The 17,674-nt window shown below is 67.9% G+C and carries 13 protein-coding genes and 1 tRNA gene; 1 reads left to right on the top strand and 13 read right to left on the bottom strand.

What is annotated here, in order from left to right:
* Positions 1-2 precede the first annotated feature (2 nt).
* The 8 genes from AC07Q9_RS08170 to AC07Q9_RS08135 all read right to left on the bottom strand — a co-directional run bounded on the left by AC07Q9_RS08170 (position 3) and on the right by AC07Q9_RS08135 (position 11,157).
* On the bottom strand, positions 3-2,525 hold the full coding sequence (locus tag AC07Q9_RS08170; RefSeq protein ID WP_495308657.1) for a TonB-dependent receptor: 2,523 nt from the start codon (positions 2,523-2,525) through the stop codon (positions 3-5).
* Positions 2,526-2,657: 132 nt separating this feature from the next.
* On the bottom strand, positions 2,658-3,623 hold the full coding sequence (locus AC07Q9_RS08165; RefSeq protein ID WP_495308655.1) for a FecR domain-containing protein: 966 nt from the start codon (positions 3,621-3,623) through the stop codon (positions 2,658-2,660).
* A complete protein-coding gene (locus tag AC07Q9_RS08160; RefSeq protein ID WP_495300229.1) occupies positions 3,620-4,147 on the bottom strand; it encodes a sigma-70 family RNA polymerase sigma factor in 528 nt (175 codons plus the stop codon). Before AC07Q9_RS08160 ends, AC07Q9_RS08165 begins: the two co-directional genes overlap by 4 nt.
* Positions 4,148-5,077: 930 nt before the next feature.
* The gene (locus AC07Q9_RS08155) at positions 5,078-6,304 is read right to left on the bottom strand and encodes a PepSY-associated TM helix domain-containing protein (protein WP_495308653.1); all 1,227 of its coding nucleotides are present in this window, start codon (positions 6,302-6,304) and stop codon (positions 5,078-5,080) included.
* A gap of 20 nt (positions 6,305-6,324) precedes the next feature.
* A complete protein-coding gene (locus tag AC07Q9_RS08150) occupies positions 6,325-7,059 on the bottom strand; it encodes a DUF4198 domain-containing protein (RefSeq protein ID WP_495308650.1) in 735 nt (244 codons plus the stop codon).
* Positions 7,060-7,070: 11 nt separating this feature from the next.
* On the bottom strand, positions 7,071-9,452 hold the full coding sequence (locus AC07Q9_RS08145; RefSeq protein ID WP_495308648.1) for a TonB-dependent siderophore receptor: 2,382 nt from the start codon (positions 9,450-9,452) through the stop codon (positions 7,071-7,073).
* A gap of 183 nt (positions 9,453-9,635) precedes the next feature.
* Complete coding sequence (locus AC07Q9_RS08140) at positions 9,636-10,658, bottom strand: FecR domain-containing protein (RefSeq protein WP_495308647.1); 1,023 nt, start codon at positions 10,656-10,658, stop codon at positions 9,636-9,638.
* Positions 10,648-11,157, bottom strand: a complete 510-nt coding sequence (locus AC07Q9_RS08135; RefSeq protein WP_489056618.1) for a sigma-70 family RNA polymerase sigma factor — start codon at positions 11,155-11,157, stop codon at positions 10,648-10,650. The genes AC07Q9_RS08140 and AC07Q9_RS08135 overlap by 11 nt, the downstream gene beginning before the upstream one ends.
* A gap of 284 nt (positions 11,158-11,441) precedes the next feature.
* On the opposite strand from AC07Q9_RS08135, the gene AC07Q9_RS08130 reads away from it, so the two are divergent.
* Positions 11,442-13,799 carry a TonB-dependent receptor gene (locus AC07Q9_RS08130; protein WP_492676936.1) on the top strand — a complete coding sequence of 786 codons (2,358 nt, stop codon included), beginning with the start codon at positions 11,442-11,444 and terminating at the stop codon, positions 13,797-13,799.
* A gap of 220 nt (positions 13,800-14,019) precedes the next feature.
* Here AC07Q9_RS08130 and AC07Q9_RS08125 read toward each other — a convergent pair.
* The 5 genes from AC07Q9_RS08125 to tolB all read right to left on the bottom strand — a co-directional run bounded on the left by AC07Q9_RS08125 (position 14,020) and on the right by tolB (position 17,652).
* Positions 14,020-14,095 (bottom strand) — tRNA-Lys (locus tag AC07Q9_RS08125).
* Positions 14,096-14,146: 51 nt separating this feature from the next.
* Positions 14,147-14,965 (bottom strand): tRNA threonylcarbamoyladenosine dehydratase, encoded by an 819-nt coding sequence (locus AC07Q9_RS08120; RefSeq protein WP_495309944.1) that lies wholly within the window; start codon positions 14,963-14,965, stop codon positions 14,147-14,149.
* 63 nt (positions 14,966-15,028) lie between these two features.
* Positions 15,029-15,781 (bottom strand): tol-pal system protein YbgF, encoded by a 753-nt coding sequence (gene ybgF / locus AC07Q9_RS08115; protein ID WP_489061296.1) that lies wholly within the window; start codon positions 15,779-15,781, stop codon positions 15,029-15,031.
* Entirely contained in the window at positions 15,781-16,299 is a 519-nt protein-coding gene (gene pal / locus AC07Q9_RS08110; protein WP_489061297.1) for a peptidoglycan-associated lipoprotein Pal, read from the bottom strand. The genes ybgF and pal overlap by 1 nt, the downstream gene beginning before the upstream one ends.
* 36 nt (positions 16,300-16,335) lie before the next feature.
* Positions 16,336-17,652, bottom strand: a complete 1,317-nt coding sequence (tolB, locus tag AC07Q9_RS08105; RefSeq protein WP_489061299.1) for a Tol-Pal system beta propeller repeat protein TolB — start codon at positions 17,650-17,652, stop codon at positions 16,336-16,338.
* Positions 17,653-17,674: the final 22 nt, after the last annotated feature.

Here is a 17,674-nt window from a genome sequence, read left to right as displayed (position 1 = left end):
ACCTACCAGCGGTGCGAGTAGCTCACCTTCAGCACCGCACCCGCGGCCGGCAGCCGGCTCGTGTTGTTGCTGTTGCGCAGCAGCTGGCTGTACAGCGGGAAGTACTTGCGGTTGAACAGGTTCTCCACGCCGATGACGACGTTGTTCTTCTCGTCGATCTTGAAGCGGCTGACGAGGTCCACGGTGGTGTACCCGCTGGTCTCGCGGCGCCCGAAGCTGTTCACGCCGTCGAGCCGGTAGTCCTTCGAGCCGTATGACACGGCCTGCAGCCGGTGGCTCCAGCGCGCGCTGGGCTTGTACTCCACATAGGCGGTCAGCTTGAGCGGCGGGATGCGGTAGCCCCACATGTCCTGGTAGCGCGTGCCGCCCTGCGGCAGCTCGCGGCCCTTGATCCAGGTGAAGGAACCGCCCGTGGCCCAGCGGTCGCCGCTGCCGGCGTAGTCGATGGCGCCTTCGATGCCGTGGATGCGCTCCTTGGTGCGCGTCATGACCAGGCCGTTGAACGAACTCTGGACTGCGCCCAACGCCGATTGCGACTGGAACACGCTGAGGTTGGCCACCGCGTTGTCGAAGCGCCCGCGCCAGCCCAGCTCCAGCGTGTCGGTCTTCACCGGCTGCAGGTCGGAGCTGCGGATGTTGAAGCTCGGGGTCGCGTTGCGCACCTGCAGGCCGATGTCGGGCAGCTCGAAGCCCTGGCTGTACGAGGCGTAGATGTCGTGGCGCTTGCTCGGGTTGAACACCACGCCGGCGTTGTAGGTCCAGGCGCCGTAGTCCACGGTGCCGCCCGTCACCTGGGCGGGGTTGCGCGCGCGCAGCTGCGACAGCGGCGTGAAGCTGTCGAAGCGCGCGCTGGCCTTGTCGTAGCGCGCCCCGCCCTCCACCGACCACTGGTCGTTGAAGCGGTGCTGCAGCTGGCCGAAGGCGCCCAGGCTGCGCGTGGTGATCGGCGGCATGAAGATCAGCGTGCCGGTGCGCTGAAAGCTCAGGCCGCGGCTGGCGTCGTAGAGCTTCGGGTCGAACACGTCCAGCGGCATGTCGGTGCGCTCCTGGTTGAAGTCGGCGCCCCAGGTGAGCTGCGTCTTCTTGTCGGCACCGAACGGCGTCTTGACCGTCAGCCGGCCGCCGTACACGCGCGAGTTCTGCATCACCTGGTCGACGCTCGAACCGCGCGCCACGACGCCGCGCGCGTCGAAGGGCGCAAAGCGGGTGAAGAAGTCGCGGTAGTACAGCTGCGCAGCGAGCGTGCTGCCGGCAATGTCGCGGTTGGTGTAGTCCAGGCCGAGCAGGCTGTTGGTCACGCGGTTCTGCTTGTCGAGTTGCAGGCCCTTGAGCGGGCGCGCCGCGACGCTGCCCGCGGGCAACCTGGCCACCGACGGGTCGGAGGCGTAGTCGGTGTCCTGCTTCGCGTCGTAGTGGCTCGCCGACAGCTGCAGCCGCTGGTTGGCGTCGATGCGATAGCCGATCTTGGCGGAGGCGTTGTAGATGTTCGAGTCGAACAGGTCGCCCTGGCTGGGTTCGGGCGCAATGCGGTCGCCGCGCGCGTCGTACGAGCCGCCCACGCGCCGCGCACCGAGGCTCACCGAATAATCAAAGACCTCGCCGCCGCCCGAGAGGTAGTGCTGCACCTCGCCGCCCAGCCCCGCCCCGCCCGGTCGCGACAGCGGCAGCACGCCGGTGACGGTGGTTTCGGCACGCGCCTCGCCGCTGGGCTGGCGTGTGCGGATCGACACGATGCCGCCGGCCGCGCCGCTGCCGTAGATGGCGCTGCTGCCGCGCAGCACTTCGATCTGCTCGACGTCGGCGGGGTTGATGTTGGCCAGGTTGCGCGACGAATCGCGGTTGGTGTTGAGCGGAATGCCGTCGACCATCACGAGCATGTTGCGCCCGCGCAGGGTCTGGCCGAAGTCGGTGATGGTGTGGCTCGAGTCGGCCATGCCAGGCACGACCTTGCTGAGCAAGGTGGCGACGCTGTCGGAGCCCTGGCGCAGGGTGTCGAGCTCTTCGCGCTCGAGCACGGTGACCTGCCGGGTCGGCGCCATGAGGTTGCTCTGCGTGCGCGCGGTCACGGTGACGGCGGGCAGCGCGTCGGCAGCCGCTGCGGATTCAATGGTGGGCGCAGCGGCGACGGGGGCCGGCGTTGCATCCAGCGTGAAGTCGCCGCTGGTCAGTCGCCGTGCGCGCAAGCCGCTGCCTTGCAGCAGCCGGCCGAGCCCTTCTTCGGCGGAGAACTCGCCGGCCAGGCCCGGCGTGGTCAGTCCGCGCGTGCGGGCCAGGTCGAAGCTGAGGTTGAAGCCGCCCTGCCCCGCGAAGCTCAGCAGCGCCGGCCCCAGCGGACCGGCCGGCACGCGGTAGGCCTTGCGCGCGGGGGCGGCCACGGCATCGGCCGCATGGGCCGGCAACGCGGCCAGCCCGACGGTGGCCAGGCCCAAGGCGCACAGCGCGCCTTGCACGGCGCGCACGACGAGGCGCTGGCGGTGCTGCGTGGCATCGCGGGAGGTCGGGAAGACGGAAGGCCTGGCGGTCATGAAGGGTGTCCTTGTCGCATGTCGGGAAGTGGATGGCTTGCTTGCTCTTCATCGACATGACAGGCGAGACGCGAAAACCGGACACGCATTGGCAAGAAATTTTTCAGGGCGCTGCGCGAAGCAGCCCGGGAATCACCGGGCCGTCACGGTCACCCAGTAGCGCGTGCGTGCATCCACGCGCACGGGCAAGGTCTGCGCGAGGACGGCGAGCACGCGGTCGGTGTCTTCGAGCTGGAAGGCGCCCGACACGCGCAAGTCGGCCACCGCGGGGTCGCAGCGCAGCACGCCGCTGCGATAGCGGCCGATTTCCGAGAGCACATCGGCCAGGCGCATGTCCTCAGCGTAGAGCACGCCTTGCGTCCAGGCTTCGGCGCCGCTCGCGGCCGGTGCCACCGGGCCCGTCGCATCGGCAGTGAACGTCATCTGTCGTCCGGCCGGCACGATCACTGGCGTGCCGGTCGCGCGGGTCGGGCTCACTTCCACCGCACCGGCCAGCACCGTGAGGCGGTTGTGCCCGCCTTCGCCGATGCGCACGATGAAACGCGTGCCCAGCGCGCGCAGCCGGCCTTGCGGCGTCTCGACCAGGAACGGTCGCGAAATTCCGGGGTTCGTGTCGGGTGCGGTCTCGACAAGGATTTCGCCGCTGCGCTGTCGCACCAGCCGCTGCGTGGCATCGAACGCCACGTCGATGGCCGTCGCCGTGTTCAGCGTGGTGCGGCTGCGGTCGGCCAGCTCGACGGTGCGACGCTCGCCCGTCGCCGTGCGGTACTCGGCCCCGAGCGACGGCCAGGGCACGGCGCGGTAGCCGAGCCAGGCCGCGGACGGCGCGGCCACCAGCACGGCCACGGTGCGCAGCAGTGCGCGCCGGTTCGCCAGGCCCCGGCGCCGGTCGAGCACCGGCATGCCCACATCCGGTGGCACCGCGCCGAACTTGCGGCTCAGTTGCTCGGCGCTGTGCCACACGCGCTGGTGCTCGGGGCTCTGGTCGCGCCACTGCGCCCAGCGCTGCGCATCGGCCTCGGACAGGCGGCCCGCGTACATGCGCGCGAGCCACTGCGCGGCCTCGTCGACCAGACGGGGATCGACGGCCGCGCTCACACCGGCGTCGCCAACATGAGCCGCAGGCACTGCGCGAACCCTTGCGCCATGTAGCGTGTCACGGTGCGCACACTGACCCCGAGCTGCGCAGCGATGTCGTCATAGCCGAGGCCTTCGAGTTGCGACAGCAGGAACGCGGTGCGCGCCCGGGCGGGCAGTTCGTCGAGCAGCGCATCGAGTTCGTGCAGCGTCTCGAGCAGGATCGCGCGCTCTTCGACCGAAGGCACCAGCGCTTCAGGCAGCAGCGCCAGCGACGCCTGGTAGGCGCGCTCCAGCGACTGGCGTTCGTGGTGGTTGATCACGAGGCGCTTGGCCACCGTGGTCAGGTAGGCGCGCGGCTCGTGCAGCGTGGGGATGGCACCGGCGCGCAGCCCCGACCAGATGCGCAGGAAGGTGTCGTGCGCGATGTCCGCCGCGTCGAAGCTGTTGCCCACCCTGCCGCGCAGCCAGCTGAAGAGCCAGCCGTGGTGCTCCCGGTAGAGGGCGTGCGCCTGCTGTTGCGGGGTCGACTCGCCGACAACCATCGATGCCTCTTTTCAGTTGAGAAACTTTCGCATTCATTATAAATGCGAATACTTCTCAACAAGCTGGAGCGCCCCGCGATAAATCCGCGCCAGCCGGTGCGACAAGTCGTCTTCACGCCCGTTGGCGGAGCTGAACTGAATGGCGTCAAGCGCCAAGGGCGCACGCATCGCAACGAACGACATGGCGCTGACATCCAAGCGTCTCATTCAGTTCACGGAGGAAACTGGACGTGGGTGAGCTTGTTCGTCAGCGCTCTGCGCCGTGGAAGGGCACAGGGATTCAAGCGAATGAAGGTGTCGTCGGCGGGAAGCGTCACTATGTGCTTCCTGGCTCGCTCTGGGGGTACCTGAATGCCAGGCCCAACAGAGTGCTGACGCAATGACAACTTGGACGGTTGAGTCTGTTGGCATGCCTCGACCGAAGCAACGCCCCCCCAAGTGCTGCTAGTCACCGAACCAAAAAATCACCCAGAGACCGACGGTGCCGTACGCGAGCAGCATTGTCAGTGTTGCGCTTTGAAGGGCAAGGCGCGCGCGCTGCAAACGAATGCGAATCATCATTTCAACCCTCTCTCCACAGACGCTCCCCTCATCTGAGATTGCGCGAGGCCCGTCCGCTCGTCAAGCCGAAATTAGTTCACACCAGGGACGGAGCGCCGCGTGCCGCAGGTCGATGCGGTCGGGGGCGAAGAGAGGATTGTTGGAGCGACTGCAGTGGGCCCCGAGTCGCCTCCGATCTGCGCTGCCAGTTGTGCGGAAGCAGTGCGTCGATGCGGCCGTCATCAAGCAGGTGGCCGCTGACGCTTGGCATGCTGGCGCCCCACAAGGTCGCTCAAGGTGAGCGATCTTGTGGGGCGCGCTTTACCACCGGCGTAAAGTCGTTGCACGACCCGTCCCAAGCGATCCCATTCAGTCCCGGCAGATCCCGATTCATCGCGTTGTTTTGGGTTTGCGCTTCTCAATACCGTTCATCCTTCTGCGGTACCAGAGGAGCAGCCCGGCCAGCGACAGCGTCGCCACCCCCAGCCCGAACAGCGACACCAGCACCTTGTAGGGCGTGCCGAAGGCCCGTGCCATGTGCAGCGCACCCAGCCACTCTTCGAGCCTGTGGCCCCGGGCATCGCCCGCAAAGCCGCGCACCGCGCCGGTCGTGGCGTCGATGAGCACGGTGGTCGTGCCCGGCGTTCCGGGCACGTCGAGGCTGGAGTGCACGCGGTACGCATAGACGCCGTGGGCGCGGTCCAGCCGCAGGTCACGCTCCGTGTTCACCGTGAAGTGCTTTTGTGCAGCGAGCACGGCCATCGCCTCGCGGGCGACTGCATGCGCCGGCTTCCAGTCGATGGCAGGCTCCCGCATCGGCGTGCGCTGCGTTGGCACACCGGCCCAGAGATCAGGCGTCACGGCGACGACCGACATGAGCGGCCGGTAGACGCTCTCGCGCAGGTTGAACATCACGCTCGACCAGGCGAAGACCAGCATCGCCAGCCACAGCCAGAGGCCGGCGACGCGATGCAGGTCGAGCGTCGTCCGCATTGCATTGCCCCTCGGGCCGACGCGCCACGCCGCACGCCAGCGCCGCCACCCTCCGCGCGCCGAAGGCTGGGTACTGCGCCGCGGCAGCGTCAGCCACAGGCCGATCAGGCAGTTGAAGGTCCAGAGCAGGCCGACCGTGCCGAGGATGCCCGCGCTCCATGGCGCTGGCAGCGCGAGCGCGTAGTGCAAGCGGTAGAGAAAGCTCACCGCCGTCTCGCGCTGGAACAGCGACGCGCCCCACAGGCGTGTGCCCTGCACCCTGCCGTCGTAAGGGTTCAGGAACAGCTCGTCCACATCGAGCGGCATCGTCAGGCCGGTCGCCGGATCGGTTCGGGCCGACAGGATGTAGCGCAACGACCGGTCGGCCTGGCGGTCCAGCAGCACCGTGTCGACAAGCGCCTGTGGTGGCGCGGCGCGCTGCGCCATCTCGCGCAACGCGAAAGGATCGAGCGGCCGAGCCCCGCCTGGCGGTGGCGACGCCGTCACGAAGAGCGCCGGGTTGAGCCAGGCCTCGAGCCGGTCCTCGAAGGCCAGCAGGCTGCCGGTCAGGCCCGCCAGCACCAGGAAGAGCCCGGTGGCAAGGCCGGCCCATCGGTGCAGGCGCAGCAGCAGCGGTCGCGACATCGCGCGGCGGCGGCGCGCGCTCAGTCGCCCGCGCGCGGCAGGGTGAACGCCAGCGTGGCTTCGAGCCCGTCTTCGTCGGCTTCGCGCCGGTCGCTGCGCGGCCGGTTGAGCGACACCGCCACCACGTTCAGGCCGCTGCTGCCCACCACCACGGTGGCGCGCCCGGCCTTGTCGGTCTTCACACGCGGGCCTGCGGTGTGGCCGATGAAGTCGGCGATGACCGACACGCCCGCCACCGGCTGCCCCTTGGAGAGCACGCGCAGCGGCAGCGGCTGGCCCCGGCGCAAGGTCGACGGATCGACCAGCGGCACGATCTCGAGGTCCATGCCCAGCGGCTGCAACGGCATCCGCACCGGTTTGAGCAACGTGGTGCCGTACTTCATGTAGTAGCCCGCGCGGCGCGCGTCGGGCACCTTCAGGCGCGAGCCGCTGACCCACTTGCCGTCGGCGCCTTGCGACCAGAAGCCGTCTTCCACCGCCACCGAGAGCACGGCCGCATCGGCCGCGGGCTCGACGACGACGTTGCGCTCGCGCGGCAGCAGCTTGACGGCCGAGGCCTCGCCGTTCGCAGTGAAAGCCTTCACCGCGTGCACCTGCTTCGGGTCGTAGGCCTCGTCGAGCGCGCCTTCGCCGAGCACCAGGGCCAGTTCACCCGCACGCTGTGCCACCCACACGCCGTGGGCCAAGGCGGCACCGCTCGCCAGCAGCATCGACAAGCCACATGCGGCGAACGCAAGGATCTTCTTGGTCGTCATGGCGGCCCCCTTCAGAAGTTCACCGTCGTCGCCAGGCGGACGATGCGCGGGTTGCCCTGTGTCACGCCGCCGTAGTTGACGGAGCTCCAGTAGCGCTTGTTGGTGACGTTCTCGATCGACAGGCGGATCACCGAGGCCTTGCCCATCACCTTCGTGACGTAGGCCGCGCCGAGGTCCCAGCGCGTGAAGCTCGGAACGATCATGGTGTTGGCGCGGTCCAGCGGCCGGTTGCCCACGTGGTAGACGCCGGTGTTGAACGACAGGCCCGGCACCGCGCTCAGGCGGTAGTCGAGGAACACGTTGGCCTGGAAGCGCGCGACGTTGCTGGGTCGGCGGCCTTCGAGCGCCGCGTCGCCGGTGTCGCGCTGCTCGGCGTCCAGCCAGGACACGCCGGCGATGCCACTCAGCTGCGGCGTGATCTCGCCGTTGGCGGTGAACTCCACGCCGCGGTGGCGCTGGTTGCCCTTCTGGCGAAAGATGTTGTCGGCGGGCGTGACAGCCTGCAGCGGCTTGTCCATGTCGAAGATCGCGGCGGTGAGCATCAGGCCGTCGCGCACGCGGCTCTTCACGCCGATCTCGTACTGGCGACTCTTGATGGGGCCGAGCTTCTGCAGCGCGTTCTCGGCATAGCTCGGTGCGTAGGCGCCCTGCTCGAAGCCTTCGCCGTAGGTGGCGTAGACGGTCGTGTGCTCGGCCGGCTTGTACATCACGCTCAGCGTGGGCACGGTGACGCGGGTCGTGTACTTGGGCGTGCCGTCGTACTTGCTGCCGATGTCACTGCTGTAGCTGATGTGGCGCGCGCCCAGCAGCAGCTGCCACTGCGGCGTGAAGCTGATCGTGTCGCTCACGAACACGCTGCGCTGGCGCGCGGTGCTTGCGGGCAGGTGCGTGTCGTCCGACAGGTACGGCTGCTGGTAAGGCAGCGGCCGGAACACGTTGCCGATCATCTGCGGGAAGCGCTGGTAGTCGCCATCGGGCGATTGCAGACTGGAATATGAATAGCCGATGACCGTCTCGTGCCCGATGCTGCCGGTCTTGAAGCGGCCGGTGGCGAACACCTGCCCCGCCGCGGTCGGGTACGGCTCGGCCTCGTAGCGCGTGTTGCCCTTGAGCACGTCGCCATTCGGCGCGATCTGCGAGGCGTTGAAGAAGATCGCGTTGCGCTTGCTGCGGCTGAAGCCCAGCTGCGCGGTGAGGTCCCAGTTGCTGTTGAGCGCGTAATCGAGGCGCGCGCCGATGTTCCAGGCGTCGGTCTTGTACTGGCCCCAGGGTTGGCCGACCAGCGTGCGCGGATCGAAGCGCGAGGCGGCGAGCACGGTGCCGTTGCTGAGCGGGCCGATCATGCCGCTGGCTGCGAGCGATTTCTTCTGCCAGTCGAAGTCCAGTTGCAGCAGTGCGTCGCGGTTGATCTTGATGTCCACCGCGCCGCTCAGGAAGTCGCGCTTCAGGTCGCCGAAATGCGTGAAGTCGCCGACCTTCTCGGTCGCGGCGTTGAAGCGGTAGCCCACGGTGCCGTTGGCATCGAGCGGGCCGCCTGCGTCGATGGCGGCATAGCGACCACCCTGGGTGCGCACCTCGGCCGTCACGCTGGCAAAGCGCTCGCGCGTCGGACGCTTCACCACATAGTTGACGATGCCGCTGGGTTCGCCCACGCCGTACAGGAAGCCCGACAGGCCCTTGAGCACGTCGACGCGCTCCTTGTTCTCCAGCGGCACGTCGCTGTAGACGTTGGCCAGCAGGCCGTCGCGGCGCACGTTGTTGAAGGTGTTGGCCGAGAAGCCGCGCACGGCCACGCCGTCGAAGGACGAGAAGCCCGAGGTCGGCGTGACGGACGGGTCGTTGCGCAACACGTCGAGCGCGGTGCGGGCACGCTGCGCCTCGATGGTGTCGACGCTGTAGGAGCCCACGGCGAACGGCAGGTCTTGCAGCGAACGGATGCCGAGCGCGCCGGCGTTGACGTCCTGCACGTCGTACAGCCGCTCGCGCTGGGCGCTGACGGTGACCGGGGCCAGGGTGGCGCCTTCGGCCGGTGCGGCTGCTGCATTCGGTGCGGTTGCGGCACCGATGGTCTTGCGCAGGCGCCAGCCGCCGCCGGCACCGGGCACCGCCTCCAGGCCGCTGCCCGACAGCAGATGGCCCAGGCCTTCCGGCACGCTGTAGGTGCCCTGCAGGCCGGCACTCTCCAGGCCGCGGGTCAGCGTGGGGTCGATCGCGATCATCACGTTGGCCTCGCGTCCGAAGCGGCCGAGCACGCTGTCCAGCGACCCGGGGGCGATGGCGTAGGGCCGGCTCGGGCCGGCGGCCTGCGCCGTCTGCGCCCAGGCCGAGGGCCCGCCCGTGGCCGTCACGCCCAGGGCGGCGGCCAGGCAGGCGGCGCGGGCGAGCGTTGCCAACGGAGAAGGCCGGAAACGGAGTCCGGGCCGTGCGATGAATGCCATGTGAAGCGCTCTCTGTGATCGATGGAATGAAGGAAGCCCGAGCCGCTTGCTTGCATCAAGCATTTCGCAGCTCCTGTTCCGTTGACGCACGAGACTTCGAAACCTGCCGCTTTTCGGCAGATTTTTTTGCAAGCCGCTTCAGCGGGCTGCGACCGTGACCCAGTAGCGGCTCAGCGAACGCACCTGCACGGGCAGCGTTTCCTCCAGCATGCGCAGCACGGCGTCGGTGTCGGCGAGCGGGAAGGCGCCGCTCACGAGCACCTCCGACACCGCACGGTCGCATCGCAACACGCCGGGACGGTAGCGGCCCAGTTCGGCCACGAACTCGGCCAGCCGCATGCGCTCGACCACGAGGCTGCCGTCGGTCCAGGCCGCAGCGCCTTCGCCGGGCGGCCGCAATGCGCCGATGCCGCCCGCGCCGTAGCCGACCCGGCGGCCGGCCGGCACGCGCTGCACCGGGGTGCCCTCGCCCGCCTGCAGATCGACCGCACCTTCGAGCACCGTCAGCTCGCTGCGGGGACCGTCGGCGTCGTGGAAGGCACGCACCACGAAGCGCGTGCCGACGGGCACGAGGCGGCCGTCGCGGCCCAGCACCACGAACGGTCGGCCGGCGGCATCCTTGGCGGTGGTCACCATGATTTCGCCATCGAGCAGGCGCAGCGTGCGACGCGTGGTATCGATGCGCACGTCGATCGCGGTGCGCGTGTTCAGAAAGACCTGCGTGCCATCGGCGAGCACTACCTGCCGGCGCTCACCGGCGACCGTACGGTGGTCGGCGTTCAGCGCGGCGATGTCGTGCCGCAGCGTCCAGGCCGCCACGGCGCCGACGCCCAGGCCTGCCACCGCCTTCAGCGCCCATCGGCGCTGCTGGTGGTCGACGCCGCGCAGGGTCGAGCGCACGACCTGCGCAGGCACGGCGCCCGTGCCTTCGCGCAGGTCGCGGCCCAGCCCGCTCAGGCGCAGCCAGGCGCGTTCGTGATCGGGGTGCGCGCGGCGCCAGAGGTCGCAGGCCTCGGCCTCACGGACCGAGGCGCTGCCGGACTGGATCTTCACCAGCCACGCCACCGCCTGTTCGACGATGGCCGGGTCGATCGATCGTGCGGAATCGGCGGCCGGCTTGAACACCAGGCGCTCGCCCCAACGGCCGGGCTCACTCGCCATAGACGGCGTGGTAGCAATGCAGGTAGGCCTTGCCCATCGCCTTCTGCACGACGTTGAGCGACAGCCCGAGCTGCGCGGCGATCTGCGGGTAGGTCAGGCCGTCGAGCTGCGCCATGAGGAAGATCTCGCGCACATGCGGCTTGAGCCCGTCGAGCACGCGGCTCACGGCGGTGAGCGCCTCCAGCACGAGCAGCCGCGTTTCCGGCGACGGGCTGGTCGCCTCGGGCAGGTGCGCGATCGCGTCGAGGTAGGTGCGCTCCAGCGCCAGGCGGCGAAAGTACTGGGCGGCGATGCGGCTCGCCACGGTCGTCAGGTAGGCCCGCGGTTCACGCAGCGGCCCTGCTTCGTTCGACGAGAGGATGCGCGCAAAGGTGTCCTGCGCCAGGTCGGCCGCGTTCTCCACGTTGCCGAGCTTGCGGCGCAGCATGTCCAGCAGCCACGGCTGATGCTCGCAGTACAGCGTGCGCACGAGGTGGATGGAAGCGTCGGATGGAGGCATGGGAGCGTGCGGTGCGCAGCATCAATCTGATTGCGAATCGTTCTCATTGTAGGCCAATGGTTTCGAATTCGGGCTCCCACGCCGGGCCGAAGGTGTGGCAATCCTGCGACAAGAGTTCCCGTCTATTTGCAAACCAAAGGTAAAGCAAGTCACAGAACTGATTGCGAGTCATTATCATTTCTTCTCTTGCTTCGTGTCTCGCACCAGCGTCCGCCCTGCTGTACGGAACCGGCCAAGGCAAGACCGCCCTGCCCGACGGGGCCACTCCAACACCAAGAATCGCAATGACCCATATCCAAAGTCGCAAGCACTCGCCTGCACGCTACCTCTCCGGCCGAGCGGCCACCGCCACCCTCGTGGCCCTCGGCGCCTCGGTGTCCGCCCATGCACAGTCCACGCTGAACGAAGTCCGCGTCGAAGCCTCGACCGACTTCAAGACCGAGAAGTCGGCCTCGCCCAAGTTCACCGCCCCACTGCTGGACACGCCCAAGTCGATCACGGTGATTCCCCAGGAAGTCATCCGCCAGACCGGCGCGACCACGCTGGTCGACGCGCTGCGCACCTCCCCCGGCATCACCTTCGGTGCCGGCGAAGGCGGCAACCCGGTCGGCGATCGCCCGTTCATCCGCGGCTTCGATTCGCAAAGCGACACCTACGTCGACGGCGTGCGCGACGGCGCCGCACAGACGCGCGAAATCTTCAACGTGGAGTCGGTCGAGGTCGTCAAGGGCCCCAGCTCCGTGTTCGGCGGCCGCGGTTCGGCCGGCGGCTCGGTCAACATCGTCAGCAAGGCCCCGCAGGCCGAGAACTTCTTCAGCGGCTCGATCGGCCTGGGCACCGATTCGTACCAGCGCGAAACGATCGACATCAACCGCAAGCTCTCCGACAGCGTGGCGGCGCGCCTGAACGCGATGAACTTCAAGTCGGACATCGCCGGCCGCGGCCCGGTCAACGTCAAGCGCTGGGGCATCGCACCGAGCGTGACCTTCGGCATGAACTCGCCCACGCAGGTCACGCTGAGCTACTACCACTACGAGACGAACGACCTGCCCGACTCGGGCATTCCGTACAACAACCCCTTCAGCTCGGGCGCCAACATGGCGCTCAACGGCGACGGCCAGCCCATCGCGGTGCCGCGCGGCACCTACTACGGCATCGTGGGGCGCGACTACCAGCGCACCAAGGTCGACGCCGGCACGATCGACGTCAAGCACGACTTCGGCGGCGGCATGGTGCTGCGCAACGTCACGCGCTCCAGCCAGTCGACCAACGACTACATCTGGACGCAGCCCGACGACAGCCGCGGCAACTTCCTGGTCAACGGCGGCATCTGGCGCCGGCCCAACAACCGCGTGTCCGACTCCGATTCGCTGGTCAACCAGACCAGCCTGTCGGGCAAGTTTGAAGCCGCCGGCATGAAGCACACCTACGTGGCCGGCCTCGAACTCGGCAAGGAAGCCACGACCAAGGGCAACTACCTGTTCCTGCAGGACCTGAAGACCGGCTATGAGACCTACCCCCGCAGCGCCGTCAGCGGCACGAACTGCGCCGTGGGCTCGGGCGTGCGCAGCGCCTTCAACTGCACGACGATGCTGAACCCGAACCCGTACGACCCGTGGACCGGCGCGATCACCCGCTCGCCCGCCGTGACCGAGGTCAAGACGCGCACCACCTCGCTGTATGCCTTCGACACGATCGAGTTCAACCCGCAGTGGTCGCTGAACCTGGGCCTGCGCTGGGACGACTACAAGACCCGCGCGGTCACGCCGGCCTATGCCACGCCTATCGCCGTCACGGCGGCGGTGCCGAGCACCGCCCTCACCGGCTCGACCAGCCTCGCGGTGCGCCCGGGCGGCGTGGTGCCGGGCATCGAGCTGGAGAACAAGGCCTCGTTCCTGAACTACCAGGCCGGCCTGGTCTACAAGCCGGCGCCCAACGGCAGCATCTACGTGTCGTACGGCACCTCGTCGACGCCTCCGGGCACCGACGGCGGCGACGGCGCCGACGGCATCTCGGCGGCCATCCGCAACCTGAAGCCGCAGGAAAGCCGCAGCTTCGAGCTCGGCACCAAGTGGGAAGTGCTGGACCGCCGCCTCGTCCTGACCTCGGCGATCTTCCGCACCGACATGAAGAACGCCCGCACCGTCGCGGCCGACGGCAGCACGCAGAACGTGGGCAAGAAGCGCGTGCAAGGCGTCGAGTTCGGCCTGGCCGGCAGCATCACCCGCGACTGGCAGGTGTTCGGCGGCTACACCTACCTGGACGCCAAGCTCACGGACAACGGTTTTGCCTTGACGAACGGCGTGTACACGCCCTCGCCTTTCAACGGCAATGCGTTCCCGAACACGCCGCGCAACAGCGCGACGCTGTGGACCACCTACACGGTCATGCCCGGCCTCACCATCGGCGGCGGCGCGACCTACGTGGGCAAGCAGTACGGCAACGTCAACAACACCAAGTGGATTCCGTCGTACGTGAAGTACGACGCCATGGTGAGCTACGTGGTCAACAAGAACTTCAGCCTGCAGCTGAACATCCAGAACCTGACCAACAAGTACTACTTCGACAAGGCCTACGCCTCGCACTACGCGACGGTGGGCGCGGGCCGCTCGGCCTCGCTGACGGGTACCTTCTCGTTCTGATGATGCCCGGCGCCTGAACGGCGCCCACAAGACAACGCCGCGCGGATGCCTCTGCATCCGCGCGGCGTTGTCGTTTGTTCAGGCGCACAGTCGAAGGCGAACCCGGCCCGCTCTTTGCTGCACTGCCGGGCGACCTGTCGCGAAGCCAACCACCGGCTTCGCGCCGCCCATAAAAAAATCCTCAGGCGCTTGCAGCACATGAGGATTGATTGGGGGGTTCTGGTAGGACGTACTGGATTCGAACCAGTGACCAACGGATTAAAAGTCCGCTGCTCTACCAACTGAGCTAACGTCCCGGAACCATTTTTCTTGCTTCTTGCCGACGTCGAATCCGGCAAAGCCTTGGATTATAGCGTGCTGTTTCTCGCAATTTCGTCGAGCACCCACCCTGCCGCACATTGACCGAAGGTGGCGGTCACGCTGACCACCGATCCGTAGCCGTGGCAGTTGAGCGAACCGTCGCCCGAATCGATCTGACACGACGCATCGGGCGGCGCCACGCTCTCGCGGCTGAACACGCAGGCCAGGCCGATCTTGCGGCCTTCGCGCGGCGCGCCGTGCAGCTTGCGCAGCCGCTGGCGAAGCTGGGCCAGCAGCGGGTCGTGCGTGACGAGCGACAGGTCGTCGATGTCGACCTTGTGCGCCTGCCGCTTGCCGCCCGCCGCACCGACCGTGATGAACGCGGTGCTGCGCGACACCGTGCGCGCCCATGCGGCCATGGCGAGCTTGGCCTTCACCTGGTCGCAGGCGTCGATCACCGCGTGAACGGGCCCATGAGTGGCTTGCGCGGTGTCGAGCAGCGAAGCCCAGTTGCCGGGCTCGACGAACTCGTCGATGGCGAGCACCTGGCACTCGGGGTTGATCTGCGCGATGCGCTCGCGCATGGCTTCGACCTTGGCCTGCCCCACCGTGGAGTCGAGCGCGTGGATCTGGCGGTTGATGTTCGACTCCGACACGTGGTCGAGGTCGATCAGCGTCAGGCGCCCCACCCCGCTGCGTGCCAGCGCCTCGACAGCCCACGAGCCCACGCCGCCGATGCCGACGATCAGCACATGGGCATGGCGGATGCGCGCGGCACCGGCCACGCCGTACAGGCGCTCTAGGCCACCGAAGCGGCGCGCAAAGTCAGGCGCCGCGGTGTCGGTGACGACATCCGCGGCGGCCATGGGGAGCGAGGAGGCTTCGGGTGAAGCGCTCAAGCGGACAGCTCCGCTGAAACGGTCATTGCGTCAACGCAGGCGCGACAGGCGCTCGCGGCCGGCCTGTGCGGCTTCCGACTGCGGGTAGGCCTTGGCCAGGTCTTCCAGCGTGCGGCGTGCGGCGCGCGTGTCTTTCAGTTCGATCTGGCAGTTCGCGATCGACAGCACGGCTTCGGGCGCCTTGGCGTGGTCGGGTGCGAGCGAGAGCATCGAGCGGAAATTGGCAATGGCTTCGTTGTAGTTGCGCGTGGCGTACTGCGCATTGCCGAGCCAGAACAGCGCGGATGCGTTGTAGCCGCTTTGTGGATAGCGCTTCACGAACTCCGCGAAGGCGGTCTGGGCCTGCGCGAACTGGCCCGCGCGGAAGATGCCCAGGGCCGCTTCGAAATCGGCCTTTTCCTTCGGATCGGCGTTGAACTCGCGGCCGTCGATCGAGACCTTCGAAGGCTCGTTCTGCTTGAGCTTGTCGTCGATCGTGGTCTGGCGCGACTGCATTTCGCTCAGCGTGCGCGTGAGCTGCTCGTTCTGGCCGGTCATGCGTGCCAGTTCGCCGCGCATCTGCTCGATCTGGCTTTGCAGGTCGAGCAGGCTGCGACGCAGCTGGCCGTTTTCGTCGGCCAGGCGCTGGTCGGTCTGCTGGCGCATGGCTTCGACGCGCTGGCGCAGGTCGAGGATGGCCTTGCGGGCCTCGTCGTCCTCGAACAGCGCAGCCTGCGAGCCGGCCGACGCGCAGAGCAAGGCGGCGGCGAGGGCCGCACCTCGCCACAGGGCACGTGGCTGCATCACCGGGTGTAGCGGATTTCAGCGCGACGGTTCTGCGCCCACACTTCTTCGCCCGAACCTTGTGCCGCGGGCTTTTCCTTGCCGAAGCTCACGGCTTCGATCTGGCTGTCGTTCACGCCCAGCAGCGTGAGCGCACGGCGCACGGCTTCGGAACGCTTCTGGCCGAGGGCCAGGTTGTACTCGCGGCCGCCGCGCTCGTCGGTGTGGCCTTCGATCGAGATGCGACGTTGCGTGGCGCCCTTGAGGAAGCGCGCGTGGCCGTCGATCACCGACTGGAACTCGGGCTTGACCGTGTAGCTGTCGTAGTCGAAGTACACGATGCGTGCCACGCCGACCGGACCTTGCGCCGTGTTGGCGTTGGGGTCGATGGTCACGGGCGCCACGGCGGTCGCGCCGCCTTGCTGGCCGCCAGCCGTGCCGGTGCGGTCGGAGACCGGCGTTTCGTTGAGCTTGGTGCCCGAAGAGCAACCGGCGATGAGCGCCACGATGGCGAGCGAATAGATCGTACGTTTCAACATTTGCGAACTCCTCAAGTAAATTTATCTGGTCAATGCTTATTGCTTTTGAAACGGACCCCAGTCCGGTTCGCGGATGTCTCCCGCCTGACCCGCCAGGCGGGCCTTGATTTTTCCGTCCAGCGTGGTCGTCATGAGCGCCTCGCGACCTTGCAGGTGCGTGGCATAGACGATCAGCTTGCTGTTGGGTGCGAAGCTCGGGCTCTCGTCGGCCGTGGTGTCGGTGATCGCCGCGACATTGCCGCTCGCCAACTCCATCACGTGGAGTTTGAACGCACCGCCGACCCGCGAGATGTAGGCCAACCACCGGCCATCGCCGCTGACAGATGGAGAAATGTTGTAGGTGCCGCTGAAGGTGACCCGGGTCGGGTTGCCGCCACCGGCGCTCATCTTGTAGATCTGGGGCGCGCCGCCGCGGTCGCTCACGAAGTAGATCGTGCTGCCGTCGGCCGAGTACACCGGCTCAGTGTCGATGCTCGAGCTCTGTGTCAGGCGGCGCGGTTCGCCGCCGCTGGCCGGGATGGTGAACAGCTGCGAGCCGCCGTCGCGGCTGAGCGTGACGGCCAGAGAGCCGCCGTCGGGCGCCCAGGCCGGGGCGCTGTTGGAGCCCTTGAAGTTGGCGAGCAACCGGCGCTGGCCGCTGGCCACGTTGTGCACGTAGACCACGGGCTTGCGCGACTCGAAGGACACGTACGCCAGCTGCTGACCGTTGGACGACCAGCAGGGTGAAATGATCGGCTCGGGGCTGGCCAGCGCGGCCTGCGCGTTCTCGCCGTCGGCGTCGGCCACCCACAGCGAGTAGCGGCTGCCGCCCTTGGTGACGTAGGCGATGCGGGTCGAGAAGATGCCCTTGTCGCCGGTCAGCTTTTCATACACGTAGTCGGCGATGCGGTGGGCCGCCAGTCGCAGGTCGCCCTGCGGCACGGTGTAGCTCTGGCCGCCGAGGTCGCGGTCCTTCACGACGTCCCACAGGCGGAAACGCACGTCGTAGCGGCCGTCGGCCAGCCGGCTCACGCTGCCCACCACGAGCGAATCGGCGGTGCGCTGACGCCACAGGGCGAGGTCGGGACGCGAGGATTCGTCGAGCGCCTGGCCCGAGGCATCGACGCCGCGGAACTGGCCGCTGCGTTCGAGGTCGGCCTGGACGATGTCGGAAATCTTCTGCGGCGAGGCGTCCTGCCCCTTGAAGGGCACGAGCGCGATCGGCAGCTGCGTCAGCCCCACGCCCGAGACCTCGACCCGGAACTGGGCCATGGCGGGAAGCATGGGAGAGGCAGCAAGGGCCGCGATGAGGCTGCGGCGCGCAATCAACGATGAAGAAGGAGTTGGGGAAAGATCTGGCAACGGCTTGTTCATGCGGTTCGGAGAGGTTTCCGGG

The organism is Variovorax sp. GW821-FHT09A10 (genome assembly GCF_059418385.1).
This window is presented reverse-complemented; position numbering and strand designations above follow the sequence as displayed.

What these genes read in the sequence shown, in the direction of transcription:
- AC07Q9_RS08160 (WP_495300229.1), bottom strand. Translation starts at nt 4,147, where the DNA reads ATGGTTGTCGGCGAGTCGACCCCGCAACAGCAGGCGCACGCCCTCTAC.
- pal (WP_489061297.1), bottom strand. Translation starts at nt 16,299, where the DNA reads ATGTTGAAACGTACGATCTATTCGCTCGCCATCGTGGCGCTCATCGCC.
- tolB (WP_489061299.1), bottom strand. Translation starts at nt 17,652, where the DNA reads ATGAACAAGCCGTTGCCAGATCTTTCCCCAACTCCTTCTTCATCGTTG.
- AC07Q9_RS08140 (WP_495308647.1), bottom strand. Translation starts at nt 10,658, where the DNA reads ATGGCGAGTGAGCCCGGCCGTTGGGGCGAGCGCCTGGTGTTCAAGCCG.
- AC07Q9_RS08120 (WP_495309944.1), bottom strand. Translation starts at nt 14,965, where the DNA reads ATGGCCGCCGCGGATGTCGTCACCGACACCGCGGCGCCTGACTTTGCG.
- AC07Q9_RS08150 (WP_495308650.1), bottom strand. Translation starts at nt 7,059, where the DNA reads ATGACGACCAAGAAGATCCTTGCGTTCGCCGCATGTGGCTTGTCGATG.
- ybgF (WP_489061296.1), bottom strand. Translation starts at nt 15,781, where the DNA reads ATGCAGCCACGTGCCCTGTGGCGAGGTGCGGCCCTCGCCGCCGCCTTG.
- AC07Q9_RS08170 (WP_495308657.1), bottom strand. Translation starts at nt 2,525, where the DNA reads ATGACCGCCAGGCCTTCCGTCTTCCCGACCTCCCGCGATGCCACGCAG.
- AC07Q9_RS08135 (WP_489056618.1), bottom strand. Translation starts at nt 11,157, where the DNA reads ATGCCTCCATCCGACGCTTCCATCCACCTCGTGCGCACGCTGTACTGC.
- AC07Q9_RS08130 (WP_492676936.1), top strand. Translation starts at nt 11,442, where the DNA reads ATGACCCATATCCAAAGTCGCAAGCACTCGCCTGCACGCTACCTCTCC.
- AC07Q9_RS08155 (WP_495308653.1), bottom strand. Translation starts at nt 6,304, where the DNA reads ATGTCGCGACCGCTGCTGCTGCGCCTGCACCGATGGGCCGGCCTTGCC.